This is a genomic window from Thauera humireducens (assembly GCF_001051995.2).
GTDB classification, from domain to species: domain Bacteria; phylum Pseudomonadota; class Gammaproteobacteria; order Burkholderiales; family Rhodocyclaceae; genus Thauera; species Thauera humireducens.
Genome location: NZ_CP014646.1, coordinates 1160933 through 1180936, shown reverse-complemented (window position 1 = coordinate 1180936; position 20004 = coordinate 1160933). Strand labels below are relative to the sequence as shown.

25 protein-coding genes are annotated in these 20004 nt (G+C 63.2%); 9 read left to right on the top strand and 16 right to left on the bottom strand.

Annotated features, from left to right (window positions below):
* Positions 1 to 4 precede the first annotated feature (4 nt).
* The 13 genes from AC731_RS05540 to AC731_RS05480 all read right to left on the bottom strand — a co-directional run bounded on the left by AC731_RS05540 (position 5) and on the right by AC731_RS05480 (position 10378).
* Positions 5 to 901 (bottom strand): hypothetical protein, encoded by an 897-nt coding sequence (locus tag AC731_RS05540; protein WP_156480650.1) that lies wholly within the window; start codon positions 899 to 901, stop codon positions 5 to 7.
* 167 nt (positions 902 to 1068) lie between these two features.
* Complete coding sequence (locus tag AC731_RS05535; protein WP_048703871.1) at positions 1069 to 1296, bottom strand: helix-turn-helix domain-containing protein; 228 nt, start codon at positions 1294 to 1296, stop codon at positions 1069 to 1071.
* Entirely contained in the window at positions 1293 to 1898 is a 606-nt protein-coding gene (locus AC731_RS05530; RefSeq protein ID WP_048703869.1) for a 3'-5' exonuclease, read from the bottom strand. The genes AC731_RS05535 and AC731_RS05530 overlap by 4 nt, the downstream gene beginning before the upstream one ends.
* Complete coding sequence (locus tag AC731_RS05525; RefSeq protein WP_048703866.1) at positions 1895 to 2503, bottom strand: NUMOD3 domain-containing DNA-binding protein; 609 nt, start codon at positions 2501 to 2503, stop codon at positions 1895 to 1897. The genes AC731_RS05530 and AC731_RS05525 overlap by 4 nt, the downstream gene beginning before the upstream one ends.
* On the bottom strand, positions 2500 to 4233 hold the full coding sequence (locus tag AC731_RS05520; RefSeq protein WP_237266606.1) for an AAA family ATPase: 1734 nt from the start codon (positions 4231 to 4233) through the stop codon (positions 2500 to 2502). Before AC731_RS05520 ends, AC731_RS05525 begins: the two co-directional genes overlap by 4 nt.
* Before the next feature lie 68 nt (positions 4234 to 4301).
* On the bottom strand, positions 4302 to 5558 hold the full coding sequence (rdgC, locus tag AC731_RS05515; protein ID WP_048703860.1) for a recombination-associated protein RdgC: 1257 nt from the start codon (positions 5556 to 5558) through the stop codon (positions 4302 to 4304).
* Positions 5559 to 5561: 3 nt separating this feature from the next.
* The gene (locus AC731_RS05510; protein ID WP_048703857.1) at positions 5562 to 5762 is read right to left on the bottom strand and encodes a hypothetical protein; all 201 of its coding nucleotides are present in this window, start codon (positions 5760 to 5762) and stop codon (positions 5562 to 5564) included.
* 97 nt (positions 5763 to 5859) lie between these two features.
* Positions 5860 to 7041 carry a recombinase RecT gene (locus tag AC731_RS05505; protein ID WP_205626640.1) on the bottom strand — a complete coding sequence of 394 codons (1182 nt, stop codon included), beginning with the start codon at positions 7039 to 7041 and terminating at the stop codon, positions 5860 to 5862.
* Positions 7038 to 7463: an HNH endonuclease signature motif containing protein gene (locus AC731_RS05500; protein ID WP_205626639.1), complete on the bottom strand. Its 426-nt coding sequence runs from the start codon at positions 7461 to 7463 to the stop codon at positions 7038 to 7040. The genes AC731_RS05505 and AC731_RS05500 overlap by 4 nt, the downstream gene beginning before the upstream one ends.
* Positions 7456 to 8277, bottom strand: coding sequence for a RecB family exonuclease (locus tag AC731_RS05495; RefSeq protein WP_062450059.1), 822 nt, complete (start codon positions 8275 to 8277; stop codon positions 7456 to 7458). The genes AC731_RS05500 and AC731_RS05495 overlap by 8 nt, the downstream gene beginning before the upstream one ends.
* Positions 8274 to 8582 (bottom strand): hypothetical protein, encoded by a 309-nt coding sequence (locus AC731_RS05490; protein WP_048703099.1) that lies wholly within the window; start codon positions 8580 to 8582, stop codon positions 8274 to 8276. Before AC731_RS05490 ends, AC731_RS05495 begins: the two co-directional genes overlap by 4 nt.
* The gene (locus tag AC731_RS05485; protein ID WP_062450057.1) at positions 8582 to 8950 is read right to left on the bottom strand and encodes a hypothetical protein; all 369 of its coding nucleotides are present in this window, start codon (positions 8948 to 8950) and stop codon (positions 8582 to 8584) included. Before AC731_RS05485 ends, AC731_RS05490 begins: the two co-directional genes overlap by 1 nt.
* 798 nt (positions 8951 to 9748) lie before the next feature.
* Positions 9749 to 10378, bottom strand: coding sequence for a DUF4145 domain-containing protein (locus AC731_RS05480; RefSeq protein ID WP_053085806.1), 630 nt, complete (start codon positions 10376 to 10378; stop codon positions 9749 to 9751).
* Positions 10379 to 10700: 322 nt separating this feature from the next.
* Here AC731_RS05480 and AC731_RS05475 point away from each other — a divergent pair, with 322 nt between their 5' ends.
* Complete coding sequence (locus tag AC731_RS05475; protein ID WP_048703846.1) at positions 10701 to 11018, top strand: hypothetical protein; 318 nt, start codon at positions 10701 to 10703, stop codon at positions 11016 to 11018.
* Positions 11019 to 11126: 108 nt separating this feature from the next.
* Positions 11127 to 11861, top strand: coding sequence for a dTMP kinase (tmk, locus tag AC731_RS05470; RefSeq protein ID WP_048703843.1), 735 nt, complete (start codon positions 11127 to 11129; stop codon positions 11859 to 11861).
* Between the two features lie 3 nt (positions 11862 to 11864).
* Here the strand turns inward: tmk and AC731_RS05465 are convergent, their stop codons facing one another.
* The 3 genes from AC731_RS05465 to AC731_RS05455 form a co-directional block, all read right to left on the bottom strand.
* Positions 11865 to 12800, bottom strand: coding sequence for a 5'-nucleotidase (locus tag AC731_RS05465; protein WP_048703837.1), 936 nt, complete (start codon positions 12798 to 12800; stop codon positions 11865 to 11867).
* Between the two features lie 290 nt (positions 12801 to 13090).
* Positions 13091 to 13870 (bottom strand): XRE family transcriptional regulator, encoded by a 780-nt coding sequence (locus AC731_RS19805; protein ID WP_169800054.1) that lies wholly within the window; start codon positions 13868 to 13870, stop codon positions 13091 to 13093.
* Between the two features lie 439 nt (positions 13871 to 14309).
* Entirely contained in the window at positions 14310 to 14558 is a 249-nt protein-coding gene (locus AC731_RS05455) for a hypothetical protein (RefSeq protein ID WP_048704816.1), read from the bottom strand.
* A gap of 89 nt (positions 14559 to 14647) precedes the next feature.
* Between AC731_RS05455 and AC731_RS05450 the strand changes: the two genes are divergently transcribed.
* From AC731_RS05450 to AC731_RS05420, 7 genes are all read left to right on the top strand, one after another.
* The gene (locus AC731_RS05450) at positions 14648 to 14959 is read left to right on the top strand and encodes a hypothetical protein (RefSeq protein ID WP_048704814.1); all 312 of its coding nucleotides are present in this window, start codon (positions 14648 to 14650) and stop codon (positions 14957 to 14959) included.
* A gap of 409 nt (positions 14960 to 15368) precedes the next feature.
* A complete protein-coding gene (locus AC731_RS19460; RefSeq protein ID WP_082794257.1) occupies positions 15369 to 16196 on the top strand; it encodes a YdaU family protein in 828 nt (275 codons plus the stop codon).
* Positions 16197 to 16200: 4 nt separating this feature from the next.
* Positions 16201 to 16860: a DUF6475 domain-containing protein gene (locus AC731_RS05440; RefSeq protein WP_048704811.1), complete on the top strand. Its 660-nt coding sequence runs from the start codon at positions 16201 to 16203 to the stop codon at positions 16858 to 16860.
* Positions 16861 to 17111: 251 nt separating this feature from the next.
* Positions 17112 to 17537 (top strand): RusA family crossover junction endodeoxyribonuclease, encoded by a 426-nt coding sequence (locus AC731_RS05435; RefSeq protein ID WP_048704818.1) that lies wholly within the window; start codon positions 17112 to 17114, stop codon positions 17535 to 17537.
* Entirely contained in the window at positions 17534 to 18037 is a 504-nt protein-coding gene (locus AC731_RS05430) for a hypothetical protein (protein ID WP_048704808.1), read from the top strand. The genes AC731_RS05435 and AC731_RS05430 overlap by 4 nt, the downstream gene beginning before the upstream one ends.
* 49 nt (positions 18038 to 18086) lie before the next feature.
* Positions 18087 to 18719, top strand: coding sequence for a terminase small subunit-like protein (locus tag AC731_RS05425; protein WP_156480648.1), 633 nt, complete (start codon positions 18087 to 18089; stop codon positions 18717 to 18719).
* Positions 18719 to 19993 carry a PBSX family phage terminase large subunit gene (locus AC731_RS05420; protein ID WP_048704803.1) on the top strand — a complete coding sequence of 425 codons (1275 nt, stop codon included), beginning with the start codon at positions 18719 to 18721 and terminating at the stop codon, positions 19991 to 19993. Before AC731_RS05425 ends, AC731_RS05420 begins: the two co-directional genes overlap by 1 nt.
* Positions 19994 to 20004: the final 11 nt, after the last annotated feature.

Sequence of the window (20004 nt, the reverse complement as noted above, 5' to 3'; positions counted from 1 at the left end):
AGGCTCATCCCTTTGCCTCCTTCCACTCCGCACCACGCTTCGCTTGCCCGACCGGCACAAGCGCGAAGACCTCCGCGCGCGGTGCGCCGGCACGGATCGCTCCGAGTGCGGCTTCGCGTGCCTTGTCCTCGTCGTGAAGCGTGCGCGGCTTGCGCTTTGTGGCGCGCACCAGGTAGCCGACTGGTTGATCTGCCGGCGGGCTATCGTTACGCAGCCTGATTTCGTCGCGCTCGGCGTAGGCCTCGGACAGCTGCATGCGCAGTGCCTCGTTATCACTGATCGCTCGCCCGAGCTTTGCGGCTGTATCGGCCATCGCAACGGCAACGGCTTCGGCGATCTCCTGCAGGCCCATGTCAGAGGTGTCGACGTCACCGAGCACGCACGGCGCAAGCGTCTCGCTGGCAGCAATGATCTGCGCATCCATGATCTCCCTGGCGCTGTCGCGCTCGAGGATCTGCTGGCGGAGGGTGTCGCAGTTCTCGCCGCGGATGCGGTTGTTGGCTTCCAGCTGCCTGATCGCCTCGACGACGTCGCCGATGCTGTCGGCGCCGATGGCGGTCATCATTGCCCGCTCCCATCTCATGCACTCCTCTCGGTGAGCTTCGCCGAGTTCGTAGATCTTGCCGATGTGCGCGGCAAGTTCGCCCAGCATGATCTTCCCGGTCTTGTCCCCGACCGCAGCGCGGATGTCGGCGATCACAGCGAGAGCACCGGGCTCATCCGCAGCAACCCCATGATTCTGCTCAACTAGGGGAATTCCCGCTGATTGCGACGGTGCGGATCCCAGGGCTCCAGTCCCCAGTCGTGCGATCAGGCCATAGCGGGACTTGATCCCGCGCCCGCGGCCCGGAACATGCTCGAGGTTGCCGAGCCCTGCGATTCGCCTCAGTTCGGCGCGCACAGCCTTCTCATCGAGGCCGGTTGCCTGCTCGATCTCTTCAGAAGTGAGCATTCCAGGGGCGGCGTCGAGCGCCTGCTCGACGGTGAGGTGTTCGCGTGCGTTCATTTCGTTCGTCCATGAAAAAGCCCGGCGCGGGGCCGGGCTCGGTGGTGTGGGTTAGGGGCTGATCAGGCGTCGCGTTTGCGCAGGGCTTCGACAACCGCGGCGGACTGCTTCTCGGTGCCATAGGCGATCGCCAGTAGTTTCTGCACCGTCTTCGGGATGTTCCGGCCGGATTCGTAGCGGCTGCCGCCGCTCTGCGTGATGCCGAGGGGCCACCAGAACTCCATCTGGTTCATACGGAGCTTTTTGCGGATCGCGAGCACTTCCTCGCCGGTGTAGTTGGGGGCCTTCATGCTGCTTCCTTCATGTCGATGATGTTGAAATATACGTCCCTGCAGGCGAGTACGTCAGCCATTGCGCTGTGTGCGTTCTCGAGCTCGCGGCCGGTGAGGTGACGGTAGGCCTCGCTCAGGTTCGGCGTCTTGTGGTGGAAGCGCTTGGCGGCCTTCATTTTCTCGGTCGGCGGCAGGGCACAGATGGGCGTTGCCAACCGGGCGGTGCACTCCGCGCGACCTTCCTTCCACACGTCGAGTTCGCCACATTCGAAGCGGTGTTGGGCGATGCGGATGATTCTGGCGTCGAAGCTCTCGTTGTGCCCGACACGAAAATCGGCGGCGTGCCACAGGTCCATGAAGAGCCCGAGCGCAATGCTCTCGGACACGCCGACGGTGATTGCGCGCTCGGTCGTGATGCCGTGCACCGCCGCGACATCGGCGGGAATCGTCCAGCCATCGGGGCGCACGATCACGTCCATGCTGGCGATGGACTCGCGCGTGTCGGGATCGACCAGAAGGGCAGCGAGTTGGACGATGTGGGGCTGGTCGGGGTGATCGCTGGGTTGATTCCACAACGGAAGCGATTGCGTCTCCGAATCGTAGAACAGGATGGGTTTCATAGGTGTTGCTCCTTCTTCCTGGCCCAGTAGGCCAATTTGGCAGCACGAATTCGTTCCTTCGCGCTATCGGACATGGGCCGCCCCTTGCCGGATGGCGGGACGGACTTCGGCAATGCGCCGGACGAAATTAGCGCTCGGCGAGTCGAAGACATGCGCGCCTTCGCCTCTTCGGTGTGCTTCCTGCCTGTCCAGTTGGGAGGCGGAGGAGGCGGGCGCACCCCTTCCGAGATGGCCCGCTTGAGGCCCGCACTGATGCGCTGCTTCGCTTCAGCGGTGTGCTTTGCACCTGTCTTGTGGTGGCGGTTGTGCTCGGCCGGCGTCAGCCGCTCAATGTTTCCGGCGGCATCGTTGCCGCGGTCCTCATCGTCGTGGTGGGCATGCTCTTCCTGCGTGAGGGCGCGCCCGAGCTTCGACGCCAAGATCACGCGATTGCGACGCACGTAGCAGCCACCGTGAACCACCTTCACGCCATCGAAGAACGGGTGAGGCCGTATGCGCACGCGCCAGTACCTATTGGCGCCGCGCGGCGGGTATTCGCCGATGACCTCGATGCCGTGCGGCAGAACGTAGAGCGGCGGCTTGGGCGGTCGGCCGGTCTTGCTCATGCTGCCTCCAGGGCTTGCTGGTTGGTGTGGGTGGCAATCAGGGTGCCGCGCTCGATCCAGTGACTTGCGATATGCGCCGGCAGTGCGGCGGCCGCCGGGGCGCTCTTGAGCGTCGCCAGCACGATGGCGGAGCCGATCTGCCCCGCCTCAGCCAGGTCAGAGAGCCAGAACAGCGCGTCCTCGCGGCCGGTGGCGTCCAGCACGTCCAGCCGATCCAGCACGACGAACCGCAGGCCTGAGAGCTGCGCAATCGTGAGCGCGATCAGCGCATCGGCACGCCAGCGCTCGCTTTCAGAGCACAGGCTGTAGGCCCGCCCCCCAACCGTGATGAGCATGTCGGGACCGATGCGCGGTGGCTGCCACTGCGCGAGTGCTGCATGTTCGGCCAGCGTTGCGTTCAGCGGGTCCAGCGCTTCGGCGATCATCTCGGCCTGGATGCCGTCGGGCGATAGGGCGTCTGCGATGGCCAACCACTGCTGCACGTCGGCGTGGTGGCGGGCGGCGTCTTCGATCTGCTGGGCGCGGCGCTCGGCGTCTCCGGCTGCCTCACGGTACTTGCGCTCATCTGCGCGCCACTCGTCGCGCTTGGTGGTGAGTGCGCGCAGCTGCTCCTCGATGTCGCCGACGCTGGCCCGCGCTTCGAGCGGGGTCTTCTCGAGCTCGGAGAGTTCGGCGGCTGCAGCCTCTGCGGCGGCCAGGTCTCGGCGGGCGTTGGCGGCGCCGGACTCGGCCGTCTGTAGGCCTCGGCGGATCTCGTCGGCGCGGGCCGGGTCGCCGGGCTCCGTGTTCGGGTCACCGTGGAGCTTGCGGTACTCGGCGAGGTGGGCGTTTGCGCGGTTGGTGAGTTCGGGGTCAACGTCATCAGCAACTGCCACGAACTCCGCGGTTACGCTCGCCAGCCCACGCAGCAGGTACGAGCCGGGTGCGCGCGGGTCTTCGCCACCGCCGGCCGCCGCGAGCTGCGCGCGGCAGGCTTCGACGTTCTCCTCGGCGGTCTTGAGCCGGTCGCGGATGCGATCGGCCATCTTGGCCTGATCGCGCAGCCGTTCACGGCGGATCGCCTCGGCCTCGAATGCTTGGCGGGCGGCCCGCGCTGCGCCGATCTGCTGCTGCAGGCTGGCGATCAGCACCTCGCACTCCCCAACTTGGGCGCGGGCATGGTCGGCCTTCTTCGCCGGGTCGCCGGATACATCAACCGCGGCCGGCTGCCAGCCTTCGGCCTTCTTGTCGCCGTAGGCTTCGCCGGTCACGGCCTTCCATGCACCGCGGGCCTGAGATGCCAGTTCCTTGGCGTGCTTCTCGCCCGCAGCGAAGCCAGCGCGCAGCACCGGCAGCACGGCGGAGATCTTCTGCTCGTCCAGGCCTTTGCGCGTCAGGCGCTCGCCAATGGCCTTGTGGCTGGAATCGATGCCCAGCAGGCTGAACAGGAAGGCGCGGCGCTCGGTATCGGTCAGACGTGCAAGCCGAGACGGGTCGAGGACGAAGGGGAGGGCTGCGTGTGGCTCGGTGCCGGCGGCGCCGTCGGTGATCTTTCCGGCCTTGGAGATGGTGACTTCGAAGTCGCGCTCGTCGGTCTGCACGAACACCCGGGCGTTCGTCGCCCCTTCGCTGATGAGCGCCGCGGCTTCGCCCTTCTTCGAGATGCGGCACAGATCGGCGGTGAGCGCAAAGCTGATCGCGTCACGCAGCGACGACTTGCCGGTGCCGTTCATCCCGGACAAGATCGTCACGGGCTGCATGAGCGGAAGGTCTATGGTTCGCGCGCCCAGAAAGTTCTGGACGGCAATGTGATGGATTTTCATGCTGCAAGTACCTCTCGAGAGCCATCCGCACGCATGGCGGAGACAATGCCGTCACGCTCCATCTGCTCGATGAGGCGTGCAGCGCGGTTGTAGCCGATTCGCAGATGACGCTGGACCAGGGAGATTGAAGGTCGGCGTTGCTCGAGCACGATCCGCTTGGCGTCTGGATACAGCGGGTCGTGCTCGTTCCCCGCGCCAACGATGACCCGGCCGTCTCCGGTGCTGAACGTCATGCTGCCGCCATCAGCTGCAACACCCTCGGCCAGCTTCTCGAACGCCGAACGCACTTCACGCCGTAGATCACCGGTGCTACGGCCAGGGTCTGCGCCCCCGTTGGCCATGTCGACGAGATCGGGATCACCCTTTTTCGCCAGGCCACCCAACTCGCCGACCAGCGCCTCCAGCGCGCCCTCAATCTCGGCGGCGACCAGCGTGAAATCGGCGTCGAACTTCGCGACCGCGTCGTCTGCTTCGTCCTGACCCGCGGTCACGATGTCGAGCAACACGATCCGCTTGAGTTCGAGCCGGTTCGTCAGGATGAAGCTGATGCGGTCATCGAACGTGAGGCCGAGCAGGGTGGGCGCTCGACCAATGGAAAGCTGGTACTGCACGTCCTCGCCGGACAGATCCCAGTTGGAGTAACGGACGATGCCCTCGTCCTCGGCGAAGGAGACGAGTTCGCAGTCGGAGTCGATCGTGAAGCGTGCTGGGGCCTCGTTGTCAGCGAGCCAGCCGAGCATCGCGCGGGCGGGGTTGATTTCGGTGCTCAGTAGCGCGACCGGCATCGTGTCGAGCGCGTGTCGCATGTCCTGGAGCACATCCTCCGCACGCTTTGCACTTGTCGCGTCGATGATCAGCCAGCCGCGATCCCTGTTGATCCACGCGAGGGTGCGTCGCTTCTTGGTGAAGGCCTGCGGAAGCAGCTCGGCAATGACCTCCTCCTTGATGGTTTTCCGTTGGGATCGCCCAGGCTTGTAGCCTTGCTGTTGCTCGATCTCCTCGCACTTGATCTCGACGTACTCGGTGACGACCGAGGCGGGAAGGATCTTCTCCTCGTGCTGATGGCAGAAGAGGTAGCGGCCGGCGATGGCCTCGCACAGTTCGGCGTCATCGCGTGGCGGCACGAAGCCGGTATGCACGGTGTCCAGCGGGCCGCATCCCTGAAACTTGCGGCGAGACAGCAGATCTGCCGTCTCATTCGCAAGATGCGGCCAGCCGTGCGGTAAGGGGTAGGCAACAATGTTGCGGATCATGGGTCAGTCCTCGTCGTCGGCGATTCGCTCGAGCTGCGAGCGCTGGGCGGCGCTGATGAACATGCGCCGGCCGTACTGCCGGTAGCGCTCCTTCATGTCAGCTACGAACTGCTCCTCCCAGTCGTTGCCGGCGTTTGCTTCGGCGTCATCGAGCAGTACTTCGAAGTCGCCCTCGATGTAGTGGTCCTGAACGGTTTCGCTCATGGCGTCCTCGGGTGTTGGGTGGGGCTGCGCTCGGCGACCGGGCGCTCCTGCGAACGCGTCTTGGCGAATGCTCGCCCTCCGCAGCCCCGGGGATCGGTCAGTCGAGGCCCAGCCCGCCCTGACCGCGCTGGCGGCCGCGGCCACGTGCAGGCGATTCGTCTTGCTGGCCGCCTTCCAGGTTGGCGATCGCCGTCTCGATCTGCTGGCGCTGGGCGTCGGGCAGCTTGCGGGCAATGTCGCGCGCGATGTCGAAGTCGCCAGCGCGCACCGCAGCGTGAGCGTCGGCGAAGCCTGGGGCGCCGTCGTCCTGTTGCTGAGTGGCGGCCGACTCGCGGATCTCGCCCGTCTCGGCGTCGACGTGTTCTGCCGCTCGGACGCGTGCCTGCATCGGGATGGCGTTCGACTGTTTCTGTTCGACCTGGCGGAGCTCGTCGTCCTGCGGATCGAAGCCCTCACTACCGATCGGCGCCTCGTCATCCGCGACGACCGAGAACTCTCCGTCGAAGGTGTCGAGCTGCTGATCGCGACCGGCCTCGGCCATGCCGTCGAGTGCGGCGGCGGTCTGAAACTCGATGGAGAGCGGCAGATACTTCGCGAGCCGGCGGATCACCGTCTTGCGGCCCATCTCCACGAAGTGATCCTTCCAAGGGCCGTACTTGCCCTTGCTCTGGGTGGCCGCCATGATTTCGCGCACCTGGTGCAGGCTCATGAACTCGAAGCAATGACCGCCGTCCTTGAGCTTGGCCACGGCGTAGAAGCCGATGATGTCGCCTCGCTCGCCGAGCGCGGGCTTGTGCTCGAGCTTCTCGTCCAGCCCGTAGACCATGTCGAAGTGGTCGGCCACGCAGACCTCGTGCGCAGCGATGCTGACGATCTGACCACTGCGGCGGGCGAGGTCGATCAGCCCCTTGTAGCCAATGATGACTTGCACCGAATTGACCCAACGCTCATTCCCGTTGGCGTCCTTGCGCTTGGTGTTGAACGGCACCAGGTAAGCGTGACCGAGCACGGTGTTCGGCTCGAGGCCCATCTGCGCGCACTGACCGATCGCACCGATGAGGCTCGGGACGTCACACTTCGCCAGGGCCGGCGTCGTCGTGGCGGCGATCTGCGCGACTTTGAGCAGGCGCTCGGCGTTCAGGTGCTTGGGCAGCATCTTCTGGATCTCTGCTTGCCGGCTCTTGAGCAGGTAGGCGATCTGGTCCTTCGGCTTCATCTCCGCGAGATTGCGTTGCTGCTGGCCTTGCTTCAGTTCGGCGAGGTTGGCGTGGGTGCTCACTTTGACTTCTCCTTTCTGGATCTCTGATAGGCGGCAGCGCATGCCTTGTGGTAGTGCTTGCCCTGGGTGTTCATCGTCATTGCTGCTGGTTCGTCATAGCGTCTGCAGTAAACGCAACGCCTGGCGTTCGCATTTCCTGTTGCCGTGAGCGCGTCCTGCCGCGTGTGGATCAGGCGGTGATAAGCGTCGGTGCAGATCAGCAGGTTCTCAGGCCGGTTGTCGGTACGGACGCCGCTGATGTGATGCACGACCTCACCGCGTTTCAACGGTCTGCCGAGCACTCTTTCTGCGGCTAGGCGGTGTTCCAGTTGAAACTTGCCTGCGCCGCGCACCCGGACGTATCCGTCCTTGTCGATCACGGTGCCGCCCTTGAAGGTTGCTGAGTTCTCGCCGCTCGGCATGCGTTTTGCGGACCTAGTCATGGAAGCTGCACGTCGAGAAGCGTGGGCAGTACTTCTCGCTACAAAGAAGGCTGCGCGGATTCGGATAAAACCGGCCGGTCTTGAACATCTCCGCTGCGAACTCGATGAGGCCCGGGTGTTCGTCGGTACCGACCATCACGCGTTTGCCGTTGCGGATCGTTCCTGTCGCGATCTCGGGCGTGCCCTTGGTCTTGAGTCCGATGATCTCAGCGTCGTCGGTGATGGGTTGGCCAGTCGTGTGCTCGTACAGGAGCTCATAGGTGCCGATCTGCGGGCCGTGGCCCTTGGTGACCGCGGCGCCCTTCTGGACAGCTGCGGATCCGCTCTTGAGGTCAGCGATCCCGACGCCTTTACCAAGGCGCCGAATCCGGGCGCGGTCCATGGTCCCGGTCAGGCGCACGACCACGCCGCCGCCGCAGTCGATATCGAGCGGCTTGGTCTCCATCTCGACGGCGATGAAGTCGTAGTTCGGCGAAACCTCGGTGCAGTACTTCGAGACAAGAGCGAGGCCTACGCGCTCGGCCTCGGACATGGTGATGTCGTCCCGAGCGGGGTCGAACTCGTTCTCCGGGTCGCGCAGCGTGTCCACCATGGCGCCGGCCGCGTCATCAGCGGTCAGCCCCGACCCATCAAGGCGCGACTGGTCGAACACCGCGGTACCCGCATGGATGGCCGTGCCAAGCGCTGCCCGAAGCCCGACCACGTTTCGGAGCTTCAAGAGGTGGATGCCCTCCCACCGGTAGGCGCAGTCGAAGAGCCCTGCCCAGGACGATGCGCGGACGGTGAGGGACGGGAGCGTCTCGGGGGGGGTCATGGTTGCGCCTCGGCGATGACAGCGTGCGGCTCTCCGCACTCGATCCCGTACTGACGGGCTACCTGCGCAACTGCGATCGCTGCTTCCGCATCGGCCTTGGCGATCAGCATCTCGGTGTGCGCGTCGTGCGCCTCAAGCGCGCCATATCCAGCGAAGATCAGGGCGACTCCAAGCCAGGCAGGCCAACGCGGGGCGGGTTTCTTGTTGGGGTTCATGTTCTCTTCCTGGGAACGGTTGATTCCTACACATCGCGCCACCAGCAGCCCGGCGGCGAGCCACATCACTGCAAGTAGCGCGGCGCTCATCACGCAGCCATCCGATCGGCGACGGCCTCAGCCTCAGCCAGGCGCTTGTCGCGCTCGAGTTGCTCGCGGGCCTTCTCTCGGCACCTGGCATCGAGGTAATCGCGTGCCTGACCCATGAGCAGCGTCCCGACGTGCGCGTCGCCGACGAAGGCGGCGCACATCAGCAGCTGCATGTCTTCGTGGTCGTAGGTCGCAAGCACCTCCGTCAGCGCCTCGGCAAGGGCAGCGCCGCGGATCGGGGTGCCGACCTCGCGATCCCAGATCTGGTCGGCGATGGCGTCGATCGCCTCGTCCTCGGCGATCGAGTCGTCCAGTTCGGCGTAGTGAGTGGCGAGCGCGCGCCGCTCGTAGGCTTCCTGAAGGCACATGTCGTACTCCGGAAAAAAAAGAGGCCCGCACGAAGGCGGGCCAAAGGGGAGGTGATAGGGGCTTTGCTGGCCCGCCTCGCTGAACCGACGGGAGGAGGGCGCCGGGTGTAGATCAGACTGCCCACAAGGGGTGAAGCGAGCCAGGGAAGCCCCCGAGAGGGCTGGTACTGCATTTTGCCGGATTACGCTTTTCCGGCGTTCGCTCCAAAGCACATCCCTTGCGGGCCTGTGGGCGACCGTGTGGGTGCCGCGCGCTCTACTAGCCTCGTGAGCGTATCGGTCCAGGCTGCACGCCCGGTGCGGAACTCCGTCGTGCTTTCGCATTCACCCACAAGAAAGAGGGAGCCTGACAGCGGCGGCACGCTACGTCCGCCCGTTCGTACTGCTTGCGTGCCCTGTTCAGCTTTTTTCACGGGGCGCCCTCTTTCTTGTGCCGCCTCGTGAGAAGCGGCCAAGTTGCATCCGTTTGTTCTTTCCCATCGACACGGTTTGCTTGTCGATGCCGCACTCGGGCGTTACCCCGACAGACTCCCCGGCTCGGATTGACCGGATCACAGTTCTGACCAGCTATCGCGCTGGCAGCGCGGAATCTTCTTGCTCGCCGGCATCACGCCGGGTCGGGTCGGTTCGCCCACCGATCGCAGCGCTGTGATGTGCTGCGACGGCTAAAGATTAGGCGCGCCTAACTTTATAGTCAATAGGTCTGCCTAAGTTTTTATGCCATACTCCACCTGCGCCTCAACCGACGGGCGTAAAAAAGCCCGCGCGGGGCGGGCTGGATGGGGATGCGCGGCGAATTCATGTCACGCGCCGTCGCTCCTCAAGCATGGCGGGTAGCGTGAAGACATACATCAGGAACAGTTCTGTGAAGTCGCGCAAGCTAGTAGCTGACTCGGTCGTAACCGGCTCGGTGTCATGTACAGCAGCGTTACCGTCAAGGCGTATTGCATGGGCCCAATCGGCGAGGCTCCTGGTGATTTCATGCTGCGTTGCAAGTAGGTCGATGCGGTGGGCGAGGGTGCCAGCCATGTCTGGCCATCGCGTCTTGAGTGCGACCTCGAGGGTCTTGCGGAAAACCATGGCGGCAGCGTCTGGCTTTGGCTTGTCGCCGAGGAGGGCGTCGGCCCCTTGGATGAACAGGTTCTCGACCTGTTCCGGCAGGCTTGCGGGCGCACGTGCAATGGGAGGTTTGGGGATGATCTCGATGCTCAGTCCCGGCTCGGGACGAATGACTTTGGGCCAATCGCGCTGGTAGCCACGCCTCTTGGCGTCTTCGAAGACGATGTGGGCGATCGATGCCCGATCGCAACTTGGACAGGCGCAGAACAGATCGAATTCGTTGGATGAGTCATTGATGGGACGCGTTGTCAGCACCGGGAATACGACATCCTTGATGCAGTAAGGGCACAGCCCCAGGAGAGAAGGCATGACAATTGGACCTCATTCCGAAACGATCAACCGCATTCTGGACCAAGGCACAGACGGTGTCATGGATCTGTTGCTACAGGCATATCGAGCCTCGGCTAACAGGGACGCGTTTGTTGCGGCGCTAGCATTCGAGCTCGTGCTGCGCATTCGTGTCGGCGGCAAATCGAGATGACTTCGCGGCACGTAAAGGCGCGGTGATCCTTGATAAGGCAGCTGCCGCCCACCATCTGACATGCAGCGCTCATTCCGGAGTGCTGTTGGCATGAATCACGCTCGTCGCTATGCTTATGGTCTTGATGATCCCATGGCGAGAGAGTAATCCATGCTCGAAAAGGCTTTGAATTTTCTGTTCTGGCTGACCGATCTGTTCGTTCGGAAGCGGCGCTCCAGTGACCCGATTCTGGATGAGAAGAGGGCGCGCGAGCGGCGGCTGGTGGTTTCTTTCGTTGCGTTCCTCGGATGTGTCCTCTTTGCCCTTTGGCTTGACGCCACGACGTTGTCGACGAGCCCCATGGGGCCGACTGACGTGAGATCCGCGGTATCGCTGGCCTTCGCCGCAGGCGGGGCGTTGGCGTTTGCGTGGTACATCATCGAGACGATCGGGTACTGGCGGTTCGTGCGGCGGGAAGGGGTGAGGTGAGGGCGCGAACTCGCCTTGGCGGATCGGGTTTGAACGGGGTGCGCCAAGAGGAACGCGTCGGGGTCGAGGCCCTGTTGGAACGGGCCGTGTGCTATCCTCCGCGCGACTATGAATGCACATGACTATCCCGGGATTCTGGTTGTCTTTGATGGCATCGACGGTGCCGGCAAGACGACACAAGTTCGTCGCCTCGAAGCCGCTTTAGCCTCGGTCGGCGAACGGGTCATCGTGTCCAAGGAGCCTACCGATGGACCGTGGGGAGCGAAGCTGCGTGCTTCTGCGACCAGCGGCAGGCTCCCGTTCGACGAGGAGCTGACAGCCTTTATCGAGGACAGACAAGAACACCTAGCAACGAAGGTAATTCCGGCTCTCGAGGCCGGTGCAGTGGTGATCTTGGATCGTTACTTCTACTCGACGATTGCTTACCAAGGCCTCCGCGCTGGCGGCATCTCTCCGATCGAGGCTCGGATTCGGCGAAATGTCGTTGAGCCAGATGTCGCATACCTCCTTGATGTCCCGCCGACCCTGGCTACGGCGAGAATCCAAGCACGTGACGGGGCAGCAAACCACTTTGAGAAAATCGAAGACCTGATACAGATCGATCGGCTGTTTCGAGAGATCGCCCAGCGCGACGAGAGCATCGTGAGGATAGACGGATCCGTGTCCGAGCAAGCCGTCTTCGATTCATTGCTCAAGCATTTCGTTGAAGGCCCATTCAAGCGGAAACGTTGTGCCAAGGACTACGGATGCGATGATCCGTTGCACTGCACCCCTAGGCTTACGAGCAACTGCACATGGTGGGAGCGGGCCAAAGCGCTTCTCGGGCGCCCCGAAACGATTTGAACGTCACTGCCTCGCGCGGTTTGCGACACCAAACGGTATGTGAACGGATGGCAGGATTTCTGTTGCCGGTTCGAGATGCTTTTTCTGATCGTCGAAGAAGATGTGCGGTGCAAGGACCTCGAGCACGCGCTTCTTCTCCACGCCGCCGAGGAAGAATGCGTCGTTCACGGTGATACCCCAACTTCGCATGGTGTTGATCACTCGTTCATGAGACGGGGCGTTTCTTGCAGTGACGATTGAGATCCTGAGCCGCGGTTTGTACGAGGGGTCCTCGGCAGCGCGTTGTTCCTCGAGCTTCTGGATAATTGATAGCTTCTCGACGAACACCTTAAGAGGACCCGGGCCGTGAGGGATGTCGATCTTGCTCTGTTCATGGGCGTGGAACTGTTCAATGTCCCCCGTTTCCTGAAAGATTGTTTCGGACTCGTCGTCGGCCAGTACTCCATCAAAGTCGAAGGCGACTCGGAGTTCTTGATCATCGAGCAAATCAACGTGCTTTGAAGCGAGAACCTGGCCGGCCGGGTACCCCGCGAGCGTTGCTTGGTTTACGTCCGCTTCGTTCGCAGACAAGAACAGACTCACCGATAGCGCAGGTATAAACCGGTGTGGGTTTCGACCCTGCAGGAATGCCGCGCGTGTCATGGCCAAGCCATGATGTCGGATCGAGTGCATTACGCGCATGCCGGTATCCGGGTCATTGCGCGAGAGCAGAACCACCTCAACAGGGGGGTCATCAGGCCGAATCTCGTTCAGTGCCAGCAAGCGTCTGATGAATGGGTATGCCACCCCTGGGGACAGCGGCACCCTCTCGTGCTTTCTCTGGAATTCACGATAGGCTAGCTCACCTTGTTCTCTGAATACTTGATCAGGTTCGGATAAGTCGAACAGCGCACTTGAGGCGAGTCCGATCACTAGGCGGTTTTCAAGGTCGTACGGCAATGCGCTCTCCGAGTAATCAATGGCAATGGACGGTCCCAGTGCTGTTATCCATATGGCAGCACTTGCCAGGGGGAGAGCTCTTTCGGCAACCGCCACCGTGCTCGAGGATCACCTGTTCAGAGGCCGAGCGCGGCTGAGTGCCGGCCATCGACGGTGCTGCGAGAAAGCTGGAAATTGCTGCGGCGAAAACCACGAGTGCGCGCATAGTTACTCCTCCCCCTTAAGAGCTCTCATCTTCTGTGCGCCCAGCACAAGCTCCAAGGCGCTGTGTCGTGCTACTGCAGTTCGAATCAGAAATCCGTTCCGCACCAAACCCTGATGACCTTTCCGAGCACCTCGAAGTCCATGTCTCGCGTGATGTCGAAGGGATCGTAGTCGGGGTTCGCCGACTTCGCGCGGTAGATCACGCCGTTTGCGGTGGGGATCTTCTGGAGTTGCTTGATGAACCCTTCAGCTCCAATGCGGAAGAAGTAGATCCCGTCCGCCTGGACCGAGGTGACGCCGCGATCGACGAGCAGGGGGTCGCCCGGGTTGAACATCGGCCTCATGCTCGGGCCGAAGCCGGTGACGATGCACAGGTTCCGCGCCGCGGTGTAGCCGCGCGCGTTTTTGTCCAGCCACTCTGCGTTGACCGTCCAGCGCTCGATCACGCCAGGCTGCTCGGGCAGCACGAGGCCGTGCCCCATTGCCCCGCCGGCATCGTACTGCGGGATGACGATGTGGTCTCTCGATGTGAGCGGAACAACTTGAGCTGACGGCATATGACCTCCTCCTATTCTGGAGGATTGTGCTTCGCCGTCGTTCGCCTTGCTATTAGACGAAGGTAATAGAGCGACGTCGCTCTTGTCATGAGCGTGATAAGCGTCACGGGAGTCTGAGCGCTTCGGCCCGCGGCCTTCAGCCAGCCACGCCTGATTGACGCCCAGAAAGTCGGCTGCTCGCAGTGCGGTTGATGCCTTAAGACTCTTGGTCTCTCCGGACAGCCAGTTGCTCACGGAAGCAGCGGTGATCTTGCACGCGCGCGCGACGTCAGCAGGCTTAACGCCGGCGTCGTCGATGGCTTCTTTCATTCGTTGGGCAAGCGTAGTCATGTAGGGAAGCCTAACAACAGGAAAGATAGGCATACTTGACCTTCGACGTTAGGTGCGCCTAACATTGCGCATGGACACAAATCTCACCGCATCGGAAGTGATCGACAAACTGGGCGGCACAACTGCCGTTGCAGGCCTTTTCGATATCAAGCCTCCGTCAGTTTCTGAGTGGAGGCGAAACGGAATTCCGCGCGCGAGGCTTCAATACCTCCAGCTTGCTCGCCCTGAAGTGTTCTCCGCGAACACCCGGAGTGCGCCGCCAGCCGCCCAGGCCAGCCCGGAGGCGGCGTGATGTCGAGCGACCGATCCGCAGTGGAGCAGCGACTGCAAGACGCTATCGACGCCGGCCGGCTCGGATCTGTGATCGGCGCCGCGATGTACGAGCAGTTGGAGCTCGGCACCCGCCAGTATGTGACTGCTACGAGTCGTTCCGCGCCGCAGACAGAAGACCTCGCAGCGCATCTTTCGTGGCGGCAATGGTTCGATCTGACACGGGCCATGTGTCTGCGCCGATTTCGACGCGGAGTGACGCCTCCGTCAGGGCAGCAACAAGCGCCTCTCTCGGCTGACTGTGCATACGGAGAAGAGCTTGGAGCGTTGCCTCCACCGCGTTCAGGCGGCCGTGAATGAGGTCGACGTTCGCCTTCATCGCTTCGATTTCGTTCATGGCTTCCCCTTTGCGAATGACGGTTGCGTGAGAACTCCCATTCTATATGCATCGGGGAAGCCGCCCATAAACCCCCTGGAGCACCGCTAGTGTCTCTGCTCAATCCTTTCACCTGGTTCGCCCGAGAGCCGGCCGGCGAGGCCGCTGCCGGAGACGATCCGCAGTTCTCGCGCCGCGCGGCCGACTCGTCAGGCGTCGCGATGGACGATGGTTTCTCGCTCCGAATGCCCGCAGAGCTCAAGACGCTCGGTCTGCGCCGTGCGCGGGCATTGGGCTTCTCAACGATGGGCGAGTACGCACGGTTCCTGATCACGGTCGACTGCATGGATGAGGACGATGTCGACATCCTGCCGTCGCGGCTTCGTGATTTGGTAATACAAAAGGGTAGGGGGCGGGAATGAGGCGCCATGTGGCGGGCGACGGCATGATTCGCCACGTCGTAAGCGTCTCGCGCGAAGTGGGGGACGATGCGGCTTGCGGTGCCCCTCAGGTGACGGTCAGTTCTGCTCTGTCCATCCAACGAAGTCGTCGTTGGAGTCGTTCTCGAACGTCCAGCGTTGCCCGCACGCTCGACAGACGTACTTCTCAATGTTCGCGGCCCGCTGTCCGGCGGGGGCGTACGAGCCCGCATAGCCAACGCTTGCGAGGCTTCGGTGTGGCGGTGCGCGGCGCCCCTTGGGTAGCTTCAAGCAGTCGTCGCACTTGTTCATTGGCATACCTCACCGCGTTCTTCTCATGGGGGGATGATTGTCTCACTCCATGCCGCTCAGGTCTGTTGAAGGCGGTGCTGGCGAATGTGCGGGTGGGCAGATGAACTACTACGAGCACCACCTGGGCGACTACGCCAAGGACACGGGGCATCTCTCGATGCTTGAGCACGGGGCGTATCGCATCCTGCTCGACCGCTATTACTCCACGGAGGCAGGCATCCCCGCGGCGCAGGCTTATCGCCTTGCTAGGGCTCGCTCAGACGAGGAGCGCCAGGCCGTTGATGTCGTGCTGGAGGAGTTCTTCGAACTGGTCGATGGGGTGTGGCACAACGGGCGTGCCGACGAGGAAATCGAGCGAGCGCGTCAGCGCATCGTTACGGCACAGCAGAACGGCAAGAAGGGTGGGCGTCCTCGCAAAAACCCAACCGGTTCTGATTCGGAAACCCAGCAGAAACCCGATGGGTTTTCGTCGGGTTCCGATTCCGAAACCCAGCAGAAAGCTCACCAAGCACCAGGCACCAGACACCAGACACCAGGTGAACCAAAAGCGAGCGAATCACTGAACCGCAGTAGCACGCACGAGGATCCGGGCGCGCTCGCCTCTGCCGAGCCTTCCCCCGAAGTCGAGCCCACCGAGGCCGGCACGATCTGCCGACGGATGCGGGAATCGGGCATCCAGGGCGTGAATCCAGGCCACCCGAAACTGCTCGCCCTGCTGCAAGCCGGCATCACCGCCGACGAGCTGTGCGGCATTGCTGCCGAACCGAACGCGGCCGGCAAGGGCATGGCTTGGGTGCTGGCCACCGCTGAAGGCCGGCGCCGCGATGCGGCCAAGGTGCGACCGCTGCCGAGAGCATCCCCGACGTTGGCAGACCGCAATCGACAAGCGGCCGATGAGGCCAAGCGACTGATCTTCGGCGAGGGTTGAACCCATGCAGCAACACGAATTCGACGCGTTCTCCGACATGCTCCAGGCGGTGGCCGAATACTGCGGCAAGCCGCTCTCGCCGGGCGTGATCGCGATCTACTGGCAGGGGCTGAAAGACCTTGACCTGCCGGCCGTGCGCCACGCGCTGAACGCCCACGTGCAGAACCCCGACACCGGACAGTTCATGCCGAAGATTGCCGACGTGCGCCGCATGCTCGGCGGCACAACGCAGGACTCCGCACTGCGCGCCTGGGCAAAGATCGACAAGGCCGTGCGCCACGTCGGCCCCTACGCCAGCGTGGCGTTCGACGATGCCCTGATCCACCGCGTGCTCCACGACATGGGCGGATGGGTTGGTCTGAGCTCGAAGAGCGAGGACGAGTGGCCGTTCGTTGCCAAGGAGTTCGAGAACCGCTATCGCGGCTACGCCATGCGCAACGAGAGACCCGAGTATCCGCCGGTCCTGACTGGTATCGCCGAGGCGGAAAACGTACGTCGCGGCCTGCGTTCCGATCCGCCGCGACTGATCGGCGACGCGACCAAGGCTGAAGCGGTGATGCAGGGCGGAACGAGACGACCGCTGATCGGCTTCGCGACTGCGTCGGCCGCTGCGATTGAGGCCTCGCAGCCGCTGCGCGTGATCGACGGCAGGAGCGCGGCATGAGCGCGGAGCAACAGGTCAGTGCATGGGCTGCAGCAGGCTATGACGCTATTGCTGCCTGAACGCGAACGAGGTGAGTCATGGGGCATGAAACACAAGCATCGCTGTTTGGTGCGCCAGTTGCTGCGGTTTCGGGCGCAGGGGAATCGGGCTGCAGTCGAGGCGATGAAGCGAAGCAGCGGGTACTCGGTACTGCTTCCGGATGCGAACGCACAGTGGGCAAAGGGCAATCGCGGGGAGAGGGGGGATTGGCGGTGATCGAGTTCGTCGTGCCGGGTGAGCCGGTAGGGAAGGGGCGCCCAAGAGCGTTCAGGATGGGCGACGGCGTGCGGATGCACACGCCGGAGAAGACTGCGCGCTACGAGAACCTGGTGGCGATGGCGGCACAAGAGGCCATGGCTGGACGTGCGCCAATGGAGGGCGCGGTGGCCGTCGGTATGGTCCTCGTGACGGTGCCGCCGGCATCCTGGTCGATGAAGAAGCGCAACCAGGCGCTCGATGGGCAGATCCGCCCGACCACGAAGCCCGACTGCGACAACGTGCTCAAGGCGATCGCCGATGCGTGCAACGGCATCGTGTGGCGCGACGACAAGCAGATCACCGACGTCGCGATTCGCAAGCGTTACGGCATGCGTCCGATGGCGCAGGTGATTGTTCAGCCGGCGGAGGTGTTCGAGTGAAGGAGCAGGGCTGCGCGAAGAAGTCGACAGCGGAGATCGTGCTCGAGGCAGTGCAGGACATCCACGCCCGTGAGCAGATCGTGACCCGGGAGACGCTGGCCGAACTCACCGGCCTGAAGCTGACGACGATCGACGACCGCCTTGGTTACCTGCTGGATAACGGCAAGATTCGCCGGGTGCAGCGCGGGGTCTTCGTTCCGATGGAGCAGCACAAGCCGGCCAGGCTCATCACCCGGACGCTTCTGCCCGACGGGACGACGGTGCTCGAGATCGGGGACACAGTGATGCAGCTGACGCCGCGCGAATCTCGCGTGCTCGGTGAGCTCATGGCCGGCTCAGGGCAGCAGTACGCGGCCATTCAGATTGGTCACGAGGCGGAGTTCATGGCAGCAACGCTCAGCGCGAAGGTGCGGAGGCTCGAGCGGCTCGTGCAGGAGCTGACCTCAGCGCATGCCGAAGAGCAGATGGCGCTGCCGCTGCTGGCATCGAACAAGGCCTAAACCCCTGTAGGGCTGGATTGACGCGTGGCTGCTGGCGAGCATGCCGCGCATGACTCGTAAGACCGCCACGTCCACCGATCCGAAGAAGCCGGCCGCGAGGAAGCGAGTCGCCGGCACCGCTGCGCGCAAGGCTGCAGCAAAAGCACCGGCCAACCCGTTCAAGATCAACAGCAAGGAATGGAACCGCGAGAAAGTCATGGATGCGGTGTGCAATGCGATCGCATCAAGCTCGAAGAGCATCACCACCATTCTGGCCGCCGGGCACCAAGGCCACCCGCTTCCCGATTATGCAACTGTCGCACGCTGGCTGAATGAGAAAGACGAGAACGGCGCCAACCCGATCTGCGACCAGTACGCGCGCGCGAAGGAGGCCCAGGCTGAGTTCATGGCCGAAGAGCTGGCCGAACTTCACAACAAGGCGTGGGTGCCTGTCCTCGATCCAGATACCGGGATGCCCATCGTGGTCGACGGCAGGCCGCTGATGACCGTCGATAAGGCGTCGGCAGCGATCGTGCGCTTGGAGGCCGACAACAAGAAGTGGCTTATGGGCAAACTCAAGCCCCGCCGCTTTGGCGACAAGGTCACGCAGGAGCACGTCGGCGAGGGAGGAGGGCCGATCAAGGCCCGCATTGCCGTTGAGTTCGTGCGCCCGCCCGCTCGAAGCGAGGATGACGAGTCGTGATGCTCGCCGAGCCGCCAATAGCAAAGCTGCAGATCACCGAGAAGCTGGAAGGGCTTTTCACGCCACGCCGCTACAAGGTGATGCACGGCGGCCGTGGTGGCGGGAAATCGTGGGCTGTCGCTGCCGCGCTGCTGGTGCTTGCCGCAGACAGGCCGCTTCGCATCCTGTGTGCGCGCGAGGTTCAGAAGTCGATGCGCGACTCGGTGCATCGCCTGCTGAAGGACACGATCGTGCGCCTTGGTCTTCAGGACTTCTACGAGGTGCTCGATACCGAGATCCGCGGCGCCAACGGCTCGATGTTCCTGTTCTCCGGCCTGCAGTCGCACACCGTCGATTCGATCAAGTCATTCGAGGGCGTGGACGTTGTGTGGGTCGAGGAGGCCCACGGCGTCAGCAAGAAGTCATGGGACGTGCTCATCCCGACCATCCGCAAGGACGGATCGGAGATATGGCTGACGCTCAACCCGGACATGGACACCGACGAGACGTACCAGCGATTCATCGCAACGCCGTCGCCCGACACCTGGGTTTGCGAGATCAACTGGCGCGACAATCCGTGGTTCCCGGAAGTGCTGAACCAGGAGCGGTTGAAGGCCAAGCGCTCGATGCTGCTGGAGGATTACGAGCACATCTGGGAAGGCAAACCGCGCACCGTAGCCGAAGGTGCGATCTATCGCCACGAGATCCAAGCGCTCTACGCCGAGAACCGCGTCGCGCGCGTGCCCTACGACCCGCTGCTGCCGGTGCACACCGTGTGGGACTTGGGGTGGAACGACGCCATGACCATCGGCTTCGTGCAGCGCTCGCCAATGGACGTCCGGATCATCGACTACATCGAGGACTCGCACCGCACGCTCGACTGGTATGTGGCGCAGATCGAGCGCCGCCCGTATCGCTGGGGTCACGACTATCTGCCGCACGATGGCCGCACGCGCAATTTCCAGACGGGAAAGAGCACCGAGGATCTTCTGCGAGAAATGGGGCGTAAGCCGATCGTTCTGGCACAGACAAGCGTCGAGGAAGGCATCAAGGTCGCCCGCATGCTGTTCCCACGGTGCTATTTCGACCAAGACAAGACCAGCCGGCTGCTGGAGTGCCTGAAGCGCTACCGCCGCGCGCTGCACACGCAGACTGGCGAACCCATGGGGCCGCTGCACGACGAGTTCAGCCACGGCAGCGACATGTTCCGCTACATCGGCCAAGCCGTTCCGGTGATGCCGGCCTCGATGGAACAGAACTACGAAGAACCCCCGCCGCCCGACTGGCGCACCTGACCCACACCGGA